The sequence below is a fragment of the Streptomyces abikoensis genome (genome assembly GCF_014648775.1).
Lineage (GTDB): Bacteria > Actinomycetota > Actinomycetes > Streptomycetales > Streptomycetaceae > Streptomyces > Streptomyces abikoensis.
Window position 1 is genome coordinate 493,105 of the sequence record NZ_BMRT01000004.1, and the last position, 13,703, is coordinate 506,807.

13 protein-coding genes are annotated in these 13,703 nt (G+C 70.9%); 4 read left to right on the plus strand and 9 right to left on the minus strand.

The features are described 5' to 3' along the window. Positions 1–13: 13 nt before the first annotated feature. The 5 genes from IE096_RS16500 to IE096_RS16520 form a co-directional block, all read right to left on the minus strand. Positions 14–2,875: a dermokine domain-containing protein gene (locus tag IE096_RS16500; RefSeq protein WP_189452334.1), complete on the minus strand. Its 2,862-nt coding sequence runs from the start codon at positions 2,873–2,875 to the stop codon at positions 14–16. Beyond that, positions 2,872–3,270 carry a DUF6507 family protein gene (locus IE096_RS16505; protein ID WP_126914144.1) on the minus strand — a complete coding sequence of 133 codons (399 nt, stop codon included), beginning with the start codon at positions 3,268–3,270 and terminating at the stop codon, positions 2,872–2,874. Before IE096_RS16505 ends, IE096_RS16500 begins: the two co-directional genes overlap by 4 nt. Before the next feature lie 54 nt (positions 3,271–3,324). Next, on the minus strand, positions 3,325–3,639 hold the full coding sequence (locus IE096_RS16510; protein WP_189452336.1) for a pore-forming ESAT-6 family protein: 315 nt from the start codon (positions 3,637–3,639) through the stop codon (positions 3,325–3,327). A 19-nt stretch (positions 3,640–3,658) separates the two neighbouring features. Beyond that, complete coding sequence (locus IE096_RS16515; protein ID WP_126914146.1) at positions 3,659–3,991, minus strand: hypothetical protein; 333 nt, start codon at positions 3,989–3,991, stop codon at positions 3,659–3,661. Positions 3,992–4,184: 193 nt separating this feature from the next. Next, a complete protein-coding gene (locus IE096_RS16520) occupies positions 4,185–4,604 on the minus strand; it encodes an ATP-binding protein (RefSeq protein ID WP_189452338.1) in 420 nt (139 codons plus the stop codon). 374 nt (positions 4,605–4,978) lie between these two features. On the opposite strand from IE096_RS16520, the gene IE096_RS16525 reads away from it, so the two are divergent. After that, positions 4,979–5,215 (plus strand): GntR family transcriptional regulator, encoded by a 237-nt coding sequence (locus IE096_RS16525; protein ID WP_189452340.1) that lies wholly within the window; start codon positions 4,979–4,981, stop codon positions 5,213–5,215. A gap of 13 nt (positions 5,216–5,228) precedes the next feature. Here the strand turns inward: IE096_RS16525 and IE096_RS16530 are convergent, their stop codons facing one another. Genes IE096_RS16530 through IE096_RS16540 form a run of 3 tightly spaced genes read right to left on the minus strand, consistent with a single transcriptional unit; the run spans position 5,229 to position 6,716 of the window. Beyond that, the gene (locus tag IE096_RS16530) at positions 5,229–5,771 is read right to left on the minus strand and encodes an NADPH-dependent FMN reductase (RefSeq protein WP_189452342.1); all 543 of its coding nucleotides are present in this window, start codon (positions 5,769–5,771) and stop codon (positions 5,229–5,231) included. A 43-nt stretch (positions 5,772–5,814) separates the two neighbouring features. Next, positions 5,815–6,249 carry a VOC family protein gene (locus IE096_RS16535; protein ID WP_189452344.1) on the minus strand — a complete coding sequence of 145 codons (435 nt, stop codon included), beginning with the start codon at positions 6,247–6,249 and terminating at the stop codon, positions 5,815–5,817. Positions 6,250–6,278: 29 nt separating this feature from the next. Continuing rightward, complete coding sequence (locus tag IE096_RS16540) at positions 6,279–6,716, minus strand: winged helix-turn-helix transcriptional regulator (RefSeq protein WP_126914150.1); 438 nt, start codon at positions 6,714–6,716, stop codon at positions 6,279–6,281. A 237-nt stretch (positions 6,717–6,953) separates the two neighbouring features. On the opposite strand from IE096_RS16540, the gene IE096_RS16545 reads away from it, so the two are divergent. The 3 genes from IE096_RS16545 to IE096_RS16555 all read left to right on the plus strand — a co-directional run bounded on the left by IE096_RS16545 (position 6,954) and on the right by IE096_RS16555 (position 10,762). After that, complete coding sequence (locus IE096_RS16545; protein WP_189452829.1) at positions 6,954–8,372, plus strand: MFS transporter; 1,419 nt, start codon at positions 6,954–6,956, stop codon at positions 8,370–8,372. Positions 8,373–8,718: 346 nt separating this feature from the next. Continuing rightward, the gene (locus tag IE096_RS16550) at positions 8,719–9,900 is read left to right on the plus strand and encodes an acyl-CoA dehydrogenase family protein (RefSeq protein ID WP_189452346.1); all 1,182 of its coding nucleotides are present in this window, start codon (positions 8,719–8,721) and stop codon (positions 9,898–9,900) included. 10 nt (positions 9,901–9,910) lie between these two features. After that, positions 9,911–10,762, plus strand: coding sequence for an NmrA family NAD(P)-binding protein (locus IE096_RS16555; RefSeq protein WP_308430350.1), 852 nt, complete (start codon positions 9,911–9,913; stop codon positions 10,760–10,762). 65 nt (positions 10,763–10,827) lie between these two features. On the opposite strand, the gene IE096_RS16560 is transcribed toward IE096_RS16555, so the two are convergent. Continuing rightward, the gene (locus tag IE096_RS16560; RefSeq protein ID WP_189452348.1) at positions 10,828–13,425 is read right to left on the minus strand and encodes a BTAD domain-containing putative transcriptional regulator; all 2,598 of its coding nucleotides are present in this window, start codon (positions 13,423–13,425) and stop codon (positions 10,828–10,830) included. Between the last annotated feature and the right edge of the window lie 278 nt (positions 13,426–13,703).

Here is a 13,703-nt window from a genome sequence, read left to right on the forward strand (position 1 = left end):
CCGTCGGCCGCCGTCACGGTCCGGTGATGTAGTCATGCGGCACGATGCCCTTGATGAGCCATTCCGAGTCCCGGCGTGTGTGCATCATGTCCTTCATGCGCTGCGCGAGGCTCTTCGTCTTGGCCTTGCCCAGACCGAGGTCCTTGGCGATCTTCTGGGCCATTTCGTCGATCTCGGGGTGCGGCGTGTTCGGCGGGACGCTGATGTCGATGGGCCGGCCAGCGATCTTGTCGGCGCTCTGCTGAATCGCCGCCTCGACCTCCTTCGGCGAATAGACCTCCACGCCCTTGACCTTGCCCTTGGCTATGTCGTCCACGAGCCGCGGCAGATCGATCGAGATCTTCTGGCCGCCGTAGTCCTTGGCGTTGGCGCCGTCCTCACTGGTGGAGGTGTAGGGGCTCTCCGACTTCTTCGGTTCGCGTCCCACGATGTGGTCGACGATCGACGCGTCGCCGTCGGGGTTGGCGGGCACGAGGTCGCCGTCCTCGTTGAGGTAGCTCTTGCGCTGCCCCTTGTGGTTGTGCGTGTCCGAGAAGTTGTTGTCGTGACGCTTGAGGTTCGGGACCTCCTCGCCGTGACCCGGCTTGTACGTGCCGGGCGGCGTGTGGTCGCCCGACCCGGATCCGGATCCAGATCCGGAATCCGTGCCGGATCCGCCGCCGTCGTGGCCTGAGCCACCGCCGTCGTGACCGGAGCCGCTGGCGTCATGGCCGGAGCCGCCGCCGTGACCCGCGCCGGTGCCGGTGCCAGTGCCGTCGTGGCCGGCGCCGCCGCCGTGGCCGGAGCCCGCGCCCTTACCCGAGCCGGAGTCGTGACCGGTGCCGGTGCCAGTGCCGGTTTCCTTGCTGGAGCCGCCGCCGTCATGGCCCGCGTCCTTGCCCGTACCCGAGCCCGACTCATGGCCGGCATCCTTGCCCGCGCCCGAGCCGGAGTCGTGACCGGTGCCCTTGCCCGAGCCAGCGCCGTCGTGGCCCGCGTCCTTGCCCGCACCCGAACCAGCGTCGTGGCCCGCGCCCTTGCCAGAACCCGCGCCGCCGTCGTGGCCCGCGTCCTTGCCCGCACCCGAGCCCGACTCATGGCCGGCACCCTTGCCCGCGCCCGAGCCGGAGTCGTGACCGGTGCCCTTGCCCGAGCCAGCGCCGTCGTGGCCCGCGTCCTTGCCCGCACCCGAACCAGCGTCGTGGCCCGCGTCCTTGCCCGCACCCGAACCAGCGTCGTGGCCCGCGTCCTTGCCCGCACCCGAACCGGCGTCGTGGCCTGCGCCCTTGCCCGCGTCCGCGCCGGGGTCGGAGGGGCCGTGGCCGCCGCTCGAGGGCGGTGTGCCGTGGCCGCCGCCGCTGCCGCCGCCGGACGGGGTGTGCGAGCCGCCGCTGCCGGCGCCGTGCGTACCCGAGCCGCCGCCCGTCGGGCGGTCGGCCACGTGGCCGGGGCCGCCGGCGCCCTCCAGCACCTTCTCCTTGGAGGGAACGGTCTCGTGCTCGTGCGTGGTGTTGGGCAGGTCCGACTTGTGCGGCTCCTCGATGGCCTTCGTGTTGGGCACGATGTTGCCCTGCGGGTCACGGATGGTGCCGTCGCCGTGGACGACCCGCGGGTTGCCCTTGTTGTCGGTGTAGTGGAGGCCGTCGCCCGCGTGGGGCGCGTCGCCCGTGTGCGCGGCGGGCGTCGCCGGGGGCTCGACCGGGTGGGCGCCCGTGCCCGTGGGCAGGTTCTTGCCCAGGTCGTTCAGGCCCTCGCGGCTGGCCTTCAGGCCCTCCATGAAGTCGCCGACCTTGATCTTGGTGACGTTCGCCGCCTTGCCCAGGTAGCTCATCGGGTCGGAGAGGGCGCCCGCCTTGCCCAGCGCGCCCGCGATCTTCGCGCCCGCGCTCACCTTGCCGGCGTTGGCCACCTCGCCGGCCTTGCCGAGCTTGAGGAGGCTGCCCGAGCCGATCGTGATGCCGTTGAACAGCACCGTCCCGAACGCCCGCGCCGGGTCCTTGCCCCATTCGTCCCAGGCGACGAGCGACTTGCCGAAGTTGCGCAGGGCCGCCTTCTGGCGGTCGGTGTCGCTGTGGTCGACCGGGCCGAACATCTTGTCCATGGCCCAGTCGTACGGCGTCATGAGGTACGCGCTGACACCACCGAAGACGTCACCGATACCCGACCACGTCTTCTTGAAGTTGTCCCAGTCGAAGACGTTGACCATGCTGCCGAGGCCCTTGATGGTGCCCCACACGCCGTCGACGAAGAAGCCCTTCAGCGCACCGCCGACGTTGTCCTTCGTCCACTCCCACGCGGCCCGCCAGCCGGTGTACTCACGCTTGTCGACCGTGCCCCAAGGGGTTTCCTTGGCGTCCTTGACGTCGCTTTCCTTGAAGCCGTACATGCCGGCCTTGTGCGAACCGTCGTCCACGACGAACTTCGTGCCACCCACGAGCGCCGTGATCTTGTTGGCCGCGTCGCGCTCGACCCCCTGGAAGGCCACCCAGGTCGTACCGACCTCGCTGACCATCCGCGCGTTCTGATCGATCTTCTTCTGGTCCTTCTGCCAGTCGTCGTCGCCCTTGTTCGCGGCGACGAAGGCCTCGGCCTCCTTGCGGAGCCGGTCCATCTTGTCGACCAGCGGCTTCGCCTCTGTCGCGAAGCTCTGCAGCGCGCCGCCGACGGACTCCAGCTTCTTCGCGAAATCGTCGGCCTTGTCCCGGACCGGAATGGTCGAGTTGAAGAGTTCCTTCTCCTCGGGACCGTTGTAGACCGGGTCCAGCGCCTGGAAGGCGTTGTGGACGTCCTTGCCGGTGGTCCGGATGTTGCCCGCGGTCTTCTTCAGCGACGCCGCGTGCGTCTCCAGTTGCTCCAGATTGCCCGTGTACGTGGGAATCTTGCTGGGATCGATCACGGCTTGCCGCCCTTCGAGCCCGGGCCCTTGAGCTCTTCCGGAGTCGGCGCCTGGGCGGCCATGTGCTGCTTGTTCTGCAGCATCTCGTCGTCGCCCTTGATGTACGCCTCAGTGGCCTCCCGGGCGCCCTTGATGGACTTGCCCGCGCGCACGGGGAGGAACTTCACGTCGTTCTCCGTGTGCTGCTGGAATTCCTGCAGCGCCTGGGCGACGGGACCGAACGCGCCCCCTTCGGGCGCCTTCGTCCCGCCCAGGATCATCGTGCCCGCCGATGTCGCGGAGCCGACCAGGCCCTCGCTGTAGGCCGTGAATTCTTCCTCGAATTTTCCGGCGATCTCACCGGTGTTATTCAGCACCGTACGGACACCGTCCGGCTGAATATCCCATTTGGACACGATGTTTCCCCCGTTCTACGAAACGCTGCTTGCTCTCGCCCGTCGGCGCGGGCCTCAGCCGATGGCGTCGACCGCGGCCTTCGCCTTGGAGAGCGTCGACTGCGCCGTGCCGTCGTTCTTCTCCATCGTGGAGCGCAGCAGGTGGATGATCTGGCGGACCTCGGTGGCCGCCTTGTTCCAGCGCTGCTCCTTGCCGTGGTACTGATCCGAGACGCCATCGGCCTGGAAGTCGGCCATCGCCGCCTTCACCGCGGCGTCACGCTCGCTCAGCACCGACTCCAGCCGCGAGATGATGCCCGCGAGCGATCCCTGCACCTCGCTCGACGCACCCGTGTCGTAACTACGACGGTCCGCACCCGCACCAGCCATGTCGATTACCCCCGTTTTCCTAGCGACCCGAGAAGCGGGCCGCGTCGAAGTTCGCCGCCGCCATCTGCTGGCGCGCGTTGTCCGCCGACTCCTGGTCACCCTGGCCGAACGACGAGTCCATGCCGGACTGGCCGCCGAGAATCGCGCTCAGCGAGCTGTTCAGCGCGGCCGTCACCTCGTCGGAGTGCGACTTGAACTGGTCGAAGGCGGCCTTGCCCGCGCCGTTGAACTTGCCCTCCAGCGGCTGCGCGGCCACGATCAGCTGGCGGATCAGACCGCCCAGATCGTCACTGGAACCACGCGTCCGGGAAATCAGTCCGGACAGCGTCGTTTGTCCCATATCGAACTTCACGAGCTCACCCCCGTCGTTTCTCATGTGTCACTGACGACTCGAACATGTCTATCAACATCGTCAAGGTGATCACAAAGCGCTTCCGGGGCTGACGAGCACTCTGTTACGAACGTGTGCAGGTCGTTTCCCCGTCGTTGCACACACCATGGCAGAGGCCACTGACAATCGTCAGTGGCCCCTTTGGCGCCTTATGTCACACGGTGAGCGCCGCGCACTCCCGTAGCTCGAACCACACCTGTTTGCCGACGACGTCGAGGCCGTCCCACACCCACGTCACACCCGACGCGTGCGACAGCCTGCGTACGAGCGCCAGGCCCCGGCCGTCGCCGCCGCCCCTCTCGCCGACGGCCTGACGCGGCCACGGCAGCCGCCCCGGGTCGTCGTCTCGGACCGCGACCACCACGTTCTCGGCATGGACGGTCATCTCCACCGTCAGCTCCGGTACGCGGGCGTGGCGCACCACGTTCGCGACGGTGTCCGAGACGCAGAGCCGGGCCGGCTCGATCAGCAGCCGCCGCTCGGCGGCGACGAGCGTCGCCGTGACGAACTCCCGCGCGAGCCGGGCCGTGGACGGCGCGGTGGGGGCCGTGAGGGTGTAGCGATCCCCTCTCATCGGGCCACCTCCCCCGCCATGTCCGCTGCGCTCGGCTGTCGGGGGATGAAGTTGATGCCGTGTGGGGTGACTACGACGGCGTAGTCGCGCCTCTGGGGATGCGGGGTGTTCTGCGGACACGGGGTGTCAGGAGTGCGGGGGCGTTGAGGCCGCCCGAGCCGTGAGGCGAGGCGGCGGATAAGGTTGAGCATGTCGACGCTCCTAGCGCAGCGTTGGCCATGCCCCGGGGCCGCTCCTACGGCCGCCGGGGTCCTTTTGCGTGCCTGGAGGCTAGCAGTAGGGCCCTATAGAACCCTGGCGAGTTGCTGCATTCCAAACAAACCGAAGCGACCTACGTCTTGTACGAACACTTGAGGCACACGTAGCGTGCCGACGTGATCGAGTTCGTTCCCGACATCCCGCGTTGGCGGCAGGTGGCTGAAGTGATTCGGCAACGTATAAAGGACGGCACGTATCCACCTCGGACGAGAGTTCCGTCCGTCCTTCAGCTCACGGAAGAGTTCGGCATCGCCAGCATGACGGCCCACAAGGTGCACCGGGCCCTGCGTGCCGAGGGCCTCATCTACACGGAGCCCGGCATGGGCTCCTTCGTCTCGAGAGATCTGAAGTAGCCGTGGAGGCCGCTCAGGCGGCCTCCGCCAACCGTTCCAGCACCCGCCGGAGCCCACTCCGCACGTCCTCGTCCGCGACGACTCCGTCCGGGCCGGCCATTCCCTGCGACAGCGCAATCCTCACGCACGCGGGCTCCACAATGGCGGCTCCCGTATAGCTCAAGACCGTCCGCAGCGTGGCCTCCGCTCCCCCGCCGCGGCCCGCCGGGGCCACGTTCACCCATGCCACCGGCTTGTCGCAGATCTCGGTCCCGCCGACCGTCCAGTCCAGCAGGTTCTTGAACGAGCCCGGCAGCGTGCCCGCGTACTCGGGGGCGCAGATCAGGACGGCCGCGGCTTCCGCGATCGCCGTCCGCAGTTCCACGACCGGGCCCGGCAGCGGATCGTGGTCGTCGTCGGGGTTGAAGTGCGGCAGGTCCGCGAGCCCGGTGTAGCGGATCGTGCGGACCCCCGCCGACGCGGCCACCGACTCGGCCGTGCGCAGCGCGGACTCGTTGGAGGAGGCGGCGCGCAGGCTGCCGGACAGCAGGAGGATGACGGGTGGTTCGGTAGGCATCCGCCCAACCTAGCCAACCGTCATCAACGGCCACCAACAGCCGTCAGTCGAGGCAGAACTCGTTGCCCTCGACGTCCTGCATCGTGATGCAGGACTCGTTGATGCCATCGGCACGCTGCACCAGCACACATACCGCGCCGAGCGCCTCCAGTCGCGCGCGTTCGGCTTCGAGTGCGGCGAGGCGCTCGTCGCCCACGAGCCCGGTGCCGACCCGTACGTCGAGGTGCACCCGGTTCTTGACGACCTTGCCTTCGGGAACGCGCTGGAAGAACAGCCGCGGGCCGACACCCGTGGGATCGACGCAGGCGAACGCCGAACCCTGGTGCTCAGCCGGCAGCGAGCGGTCGAAATCGGCCCACGAAGCGAAACCCTTCGGCGGCGGCGGTACGACGTACCCCAACACCTCGCACCAGAAACGGGCCACGCGCTCGGGTTCCGCGCAGTCGAAGGTGACTTGGAACTGCTTGATCGACGTCATCGGGCCACCATAGTCACGTATGAGCGAGCCTACGATGCCTGCGCTTCCTCAGCCGTACGGCTGTCGTACGAGGCGCGCGCGGCGGCGACCTCCGTCTGGTGTTCCTCGGTCCAGATGACCAGCGAGCGGATCGTGTCGTGGAGGGTCACCCCGAGCGGGGTGAGCTCGTAGTCGACGCGCGGCGGGACCACCGGGTGGACCGTGCGCAGGACGAGGCCGTCGCGCTCCAGTTGCCGGAGGGTGACCGTGAGCATCCGCTGGCTGATGCCGTCGATCTCCCGGCGCAGCTCGGAGAAGCGAAGGCTGCGGCGGTCCAGGAGGGCGATGACGAGCAGCGACCACTTGTCGGCGACCCGGTCGAGGATCTGGCGCACCTCGCAGCCCTCGCGGGTGTCCCATTGCCGGACTTCGTACTCGGCCTCGGTACCCGTGCAGTGAGTCGGTGACTTCAAAGTGCCTTCTTCCATGGCGATTCACACTGCCCGATGATTCGAGTGGTTACAAGAGGGAACCGCGGGTTCTCCGGCCCAACTCGCCTCGCCCCGCGCCACTTTCACGCCACTTTCAAGCGGCCCTCAAGAGTGGCGTCACCTCCGCTCCGCCCCTTCCTCACCCTCCCTACCCTCCCCTTCCCATTTTCCGTCCCCGCAAGGAGCCTTTCCGTGTCCACACCGCAGACCTCATCGGGCAGCGGCACCGACCGCATGAGCGGGCGCGCCTGGGGCGTGCTGTTCGTGCTGTGCGGTGCGATCTTCCTCGAGGGCATCGACGTGGCGATGCTCAATGTGGCGTTGCCGTCCATCCGCGCCGACCTGGACATGTCCACCGGCATGCTCCAGTGGGTCATGAGCGCCTACGTCCTCGGCTACGGCGGCTTCATGCTGCTCGGCGGCCGGGCGGCCGACCTCTTCGGGCGCCGTCAGATGTTCGTGTTCTGGCTCGTCGTCTTCCTGCTCTTCTCCGGCCTGGGCGGATTCGCCACCGAGGGGTGGATGCTGATCGTGGCCCGCTTCGTGACGGGTGTCGCGGCGGCCTTCATGACCCCCGCCGGCCTGTCGATCATCACCACAAGCTTTGACGAGGGCCCGCAGCGCAACAAGGCGCTGCTCGTCTACTCCGGCACCGCCGCGGGTGGTTTCTCCATCGGCCTGGTCGTCGGCGGGCTGCTGGCCTCGGTCAGCTGGCGCTGGGTGTTCTTCGCCCCCGTCATCCTCTCCCTGCTCATCCTCATCACCGCCGTGGTCCTCATCCCCAAGTCGCCGCGGCCGGAGCGGTCCGGGCAGGGCGTCGACCTGGGCGGCGCGATCAGCGTGACCGCCGGCATCCTGCTCCTGGTCTTCGCCGTCGAGCGGGCCACGCACGTGGCGACCGCCGTGACGGCCGGTACGGTCGCGGCCGGGCTGGTCTTCTTCCTCGCCTTCGTCCTCATCGAGCGCAGGTCAAGCAATCCGCTGATCCGGCTGGGCCTCTTCCGCAACGGTGCGCTCATCCGCGGCAATGTGACGGGCCTGCTCTTCGCCGCCGGATTCTTCGGGTTTCAGTTCGTCGCGGTGCTCTACCTCCAGGAGCTGCGCGGCTGGTCGACCCTCCAGACGAGCTTCGCGCTCATCGTCATCGGCATCGACTCCATCCTCTCCCCGACGCTCACGCCCAAGCTGGTCGCGAAGTTCGGCAACGCCCGGGTGATCTGCGGCGGTCTGCTGCTGGCCGCGCTGTCCTACGCCCTGTTCCTGCCGGTGAACATGGACTGGACGTACCTGGCGATGTTCCCGAGCCTGATCATCCTCGGCCTCGCCTTCTCGCTGGCCTACGGCCCGCTGACCATCATCGCGACCGAGGGCATCGACGAGGAGGAGCAGGGTGTGGCCGGTGGCCTGCTCTACACCTCCTTCCAGTTCGGCGCGGCCCTGGGCCTGTCCTCGGTGACCGCCGTCTCCATCGGCGCCACGCACGGCACGTCGTCCGCCGCGCAGCTCGACGGCTACCGGGCCGCGCTGATCGTGCCGCTCGCCGCCGCGCTGATCGCCGCCTTCATCAGCGCGTTCGGCCTGGGCAACCGCTCCGGCATCGAGGACCCCGCCGCCGCCGGCGCCGACCCCGTCCGCGAGCCCGTCGACGCCTGACCCCCACCCGCCTCGCCGGCTCTCCCCCGGAGCCGGCCTCCCACGGCGCCCTGCCCCGGCCGCACTCGATGCCCGGGGCAGGGCGCGCTTTTTCATTTCCCGCCGGACGGCTTGCCCACCCGATCACCGGCCGGGTTACCGGTTCGGTTACCGGCCGCCGGGTTACCAGTTCGGATTACCGTTCGGGTTACCGGTTGAATTACCGACCCATTTCTTCTTGCCGTGGAAATTACCGCCCCCCGGTTGACGTCCCGTTCCTCCCCCGAGGAATAGCCGTTACCGGCACATGACTGCCCCTCGAAAGAATCGGATCGCACGGAAAAGCCGATAACTTTCTGGAGGCATGATGTCCACCACCGACAGCGCCGTCGCCGCCGTATTCGACGAGGTGACCGCCCTGGCCGCCACGCTCCGTGCCAGCGGCCCCGAGGCCGAGGAGCGGCGCTGGATCCCGGACGAGAACATCGAACTGCTCGACAAGGCGGGCGTGTTCCGGCTGAGCGTCCCGCGCCGCTTCGGCGGTCTCGAGGCCCCGGTCGCCGGCCTGACCCGGATCGTGTCCGAGATCGCGCGCGCCGAGACCGCCACCGGCTGGGTGTCGATGATCTGGGCGTCCAGCGCGTGGGTGCCGAGCCTCTTCCCGGACGCGGCCCAGGAGGAGGTGTACGCGGGCGGCTCGGTCCGCGTCTCCACCGGCTTCACGCCCTCCGGCACCCTCTCCCCCACCGAGGACGGCGCCTACACCCTCAGCGGCAGCTGGGGTTGGATCTCCGGTTGCCGGGGCGCCGACTGGGCGCTGCTCGCGGCCCTGCTGCCCGGGCCGGACGGCACGCCCGCGCCCTCCGCCGCCCTGGTGCGCGTCTCCGAGCTGACCATCGCCGACGACTGGCACGCCTCCGCCGGCGCCGGCACCGGCAGCTCCACCGTCACCGCCGACGCGGTACGGGTGCCCGCCCACCGCGTCGTCAGCCTCCTGGACGTGCTCGCCGGCAGCACCGGCGACCGGTCCAACACCGGTGCCACCGGCCGCAACTACGCGTTCATCCCGTTCTTCATGGCCCTCGGCGCCTCCGCCTACCTCGGGCTCGCCAGGGGCGCGTACGAGCTCTTCCTGGACCGGCTGCCCGGCCGCGGCATCACCTACACGTCCTGGACCGACCAGAGCCAGTCGCCGGTGACCCAGGTCCAGGTGGCCCAGGCCGAGAACAAGATCGCGGCCGCCGAGGCCCTCCAGGAGGGCTGGCTGCGCGAGCTCCAGCGGCACGCGGACGCGGGCACCCTGCCGACCGCCCCGGAGCGGGCGGCGGCGCGCGGCAGGGCGGCCTTCGCCATCGAGCTCGCAAGCCAGGCCGTGGACGAGCTCTTCGAGGCCGCCGGCGCCTCCGTGATCATGCGGGACGTGGCCTTCCAGCGCTTCCACCGCGACATGCGGGGCCTGGCGCTGCACGCGCTGTTCGCCTACCGCACCAACCAGGAGGTGCACGGCCGCTCCCTGCTCGGCCTCGCCCCCGACACCCTCTTCCTCTGACGGAAAGGCCATGGCCACCATGCCCGACAGAAAGATCGTGGTGCTCGGCGGCACCGGCAAGACCGGCCGCCGCGTCGTGAAAGGGCTGCGGGAACGCGGCGCGAAGGTCCGCGCGGCGAGCCGCTCCGGTGAAGTCCGCTTCGACTGGGACGACACGGCCACCTGGGAGCCCGCCCTCGCCGGGTCGGACACCGCCTACCTCGTCGACCGCCAGGACAAGCCGGGCGAGTGGGACGCGGAGGCCCAGATCCGGGACCTGACGAAGCAGGCGGTCGACCTCGGTGTCCGGCGGCTGGTGGTCCTCCAGGCCCGCGTCACCGACACCGTGGGCGGCAAGTCCCTGGTCGCCGGGGAACGGGCGGTCCGGGAGTCCGGCGCCGAGTGGACCCTGCTGCGCCCCAACTGGTTCGCCCAGAACTTCGACGAGGGCGTCCTGCTCGACGGCATCCTCGCCGGTGAGCTGGCGCTGCCCGCGGGCAGCGGCCGCGAGCCGTTCGTGGACGCCGAGGACGTCGCCGCCGTCGCCGTGACCGCGCTCCTGGAGGACGGCCACGGCGGGCAGGTCCACGAGCTGAGCGGGCCGCGCGCCCTGAGCTTCGACGAGGCCGTCGGCGAGATCGCCCGGGCCACTGGCCGCACCGTGCGCTACACCCCGGTCTCCCACGAGGACTACGTCGCCGAGCTCGTCTCGTACGACGTCCCGGAGGACTACGCCGTCTTCGTGGCCGACCTCGTCGCCACGATCCGGGACGGCAGGAACGCCACCCCCACGGACACCGTCCAGCGGGTGCTGGGCCGACCGCCGCGCGACTTCTCGGAGTTCGTGGCACGGGCCGCCGCCACCGGGGTCTGGAAGGTCTGAACGAGGCGGTGGCCTCCCCCGACGCTCGGGGGAGGCCACCGCCTTCACTTCATAGGGCCTTTACGTCATACGGCGATCCGCCCCTCGCAGGGCGCGCCCCGCCCGGCCACGGGCGGTTCGGGGCGCGCGCCGGCCGGGGGCATCAGGGTGATGGTGACCGCGCGCCGCATGCTGCCGGCCCAGCACGGGTGGCGGCGCAACAGATCGGGCCGGGCGGTGACGACGACGAGGAGCGCCGCCGCGTCGTCCGCCCCGGTGTCTGCGAGCGACTCGACGCAGCCGAGCAACTCGTCCCCGGCCAGGTGCATGTCGTCCACGGCCACCACCAGCGGCTGGACGCGGGCCGCCGCGACCGTGAACTCCCGCCACGCGTCGAGGACGTCGCCGACGTCCGGGCGGCGCAGGGCGGCGCCCACGGGCGACAGCAGCGGCAGCAGCCGCTGGTGCAGCCGGTGGCGCTCGTCGGCATCGGCCGTCTGGCGCCGGAGGGCGGCGTTCAGTTTGTCGTGGGCCGTGTCGATGGAGTCGCCCGGCAGGATGTCGCAGCACTCGGCCAGGACGAGGGCCGGGAGCGCCAGGGGGCCCGGATCGTCGTCGTCGGGCGGATAGGCGGTGACGATCCGCACCGGCGCCCGGGCCGCCTCCAGGGCGCGGCGCTCGAAGTCGCCCAGGAAGCGGGTCTTGCCCGACCCGGGCTCGCCGAGCACGGTCACCAGGTGGGACAGCCCGCGCAGCCGCGACCACTCCAGCAGCCCGGCCACCAGGTCGAGTTCGTGGTCGTGCTCCCCGACGGCCGCGAGGCGCGCGTACGCCCGCGGCGCCCCGGGCTCGCCCCGTACGCCGAGGACCTCCCACGCGTCCGGCCGGCCGGCGGCCCTGCGCAGGTGGAGGGCGCCGGAGATGTCGTGGCGCGTGGTTCCGCACAGCCACACCCGGCCGTCCGGCACCCGGGCCAGCAGGGCCCGGCCGTCGTCGAGCAGGGTCCCGACGACCGTGGGCGGCGCCCCGTCGGCGCCCCCGGCGCCGTCGCCGCCCGGCAGCCGGACGAGCGCGGGGCCCGACGCCACGGCGGCGGTCACCGTGGCGCCGCCGTCGGCACCGCACCGCGTCCGTACGGCCAGCGCCGCGCGGACCGCCCGCTCGGCCGCGCCGCGCGGGTCGTGGATGCCGAACAGCGCGAGGGCGACGGAGCCGATGTTCGTCACGAACGTGCCGCCGCAGCGCTCGACTTCCTCACGGATCATGCTGCCGAGCCCTTCGAGCGCGGAGTCGGCGCTCCCGGGGCTCGCCGTGCGCCAGCCCGCGGGGCGGGCGCACAGCAGGAGGGCGCTGACCGTCATGCGTTCGGGGGCGGCGGCGGCGCTGTCCGGTGCGCCCGGAGCGGCGGCCGGGGGGCCGCCCGGATGCCCCATCGAAGTCCGTAGGCCGGAGGTCGGCCCAGCGGCGGGGGTGTCCGGGTATGCCGCCGGGATCCCCAGGCCGGGCACCGGACCGGGTGCCGCACCGGACGCCGGGTCGAACGCCCGGCCGGACGTCGAGCCGGATGCCCCACCGGCCATCAGGCCGTACTCGGGGTGGGACCCCACACCGGATGTCACACCGGGCATCCGCCCGGACGCGGGCCCGGGCCCGGGCGCCAGGCCGTACCCGGGACCGGACGCCACGCCGAGCACGAGCCCCGGCGCGGCCCCGGACGACAACCCCGCTCCGGGCCCGGCCGTCAGACCGGGCGTCAGCCCGGACGGCAGGCCCGGTGCCGGCCCGGATGTCGACGCCGGCCCCAGCCCGGCCGTCACGCCCGTCACCGCACGCCCCGCCGCCCCCGACCCCGCCCCACCCGGCGACGCCGGGGCCACCGTGAGCGGCGGCGTGTGCGGAACGGGCCCCGGGGCGCCCGGGGTCAGCAGGGACGGGTCGTGCTGGAGGATCGCGCGTTGGAGCATGCGGAGTCCTCGGCCGGGCTCCAGGCCGAGGCCCTCGCCCAGGGCGGCGCGCACCCGGTCGTAGAGGTTGAGGGCGTCGGCCTGGCGGCCGCAGCGGTAGAGCGCGAGCATCAGCTGCCCGGAGGACCGCTCCCGGTGGGGGTGGCCCTCGACCATCGCCTCCAGCCGTCCCAGGACCGTGTGGTGGCGCCCGCAGGCGAGTTCCGCCTCGAAGAAGTCCTCCATCGCGTCGAGCCGCGCCTTCTCGGCGGCGGTCAGTTCCGGCCAGGCGACGCCCGCCTCCACGAGGTCGGCGAGGACGGGCCCGCGCCACAGGTCCAGCGCTTCGCGCAGCAGGACCGCGGCGGCCTCGGGCGCCTGTGCGGCCAGTGCCGCCCGGCCGTCCGCCACCCGCTGCCGGAAGACGAACAGGTCGACGCGCGCGGGGTCGACCTTGAGCATGTAGCCGGGCGCTTTGGTGATCAGCTCCGCGGTGTTGACGCGGGTGCCACCGGCGGTGAGCAGGCCGCGCAGGGCCCACACCGCGTTCTGCAGGATCTTGCGCGCCGTGACCGGCGCACCGTCACCGTCCCACAGCGAGCCGAGGAGTTCGCTCGTCGGGACGACTCGGTTGGCCTGGAGCAGGAGCGAGCCCAGAGTGGCTCGTTGTTTGGTCCCGCCCAGCACCACCGGCACGCCGTCCGAAAGGACTTCCAACGGCCCCAGCAATCCGAATTGCATGGTTACCCCACCCCAAAAGGACGTCACCGAACCGGGCACGAACGGGCGGCACCACCCGGCCGCGTGCCCTGAGGAGAGTGCTATTGGGCGGCCATGGTGTCAGCCGTCTCTTGAGGTTCTCTTGAGGTTCGGGTCGCCTACCGGTGCCGTCCACCGGTGTCGTGCGCGCGGTACCCCGGCGGTGCGTGGGTGAGGTGAAAGTGCCTCCTTCCGCAGCGGGTTCGGGCCATGCATGCTGACGGCGGACAGGACGACTCATGATGAATGCCGAGGATCCG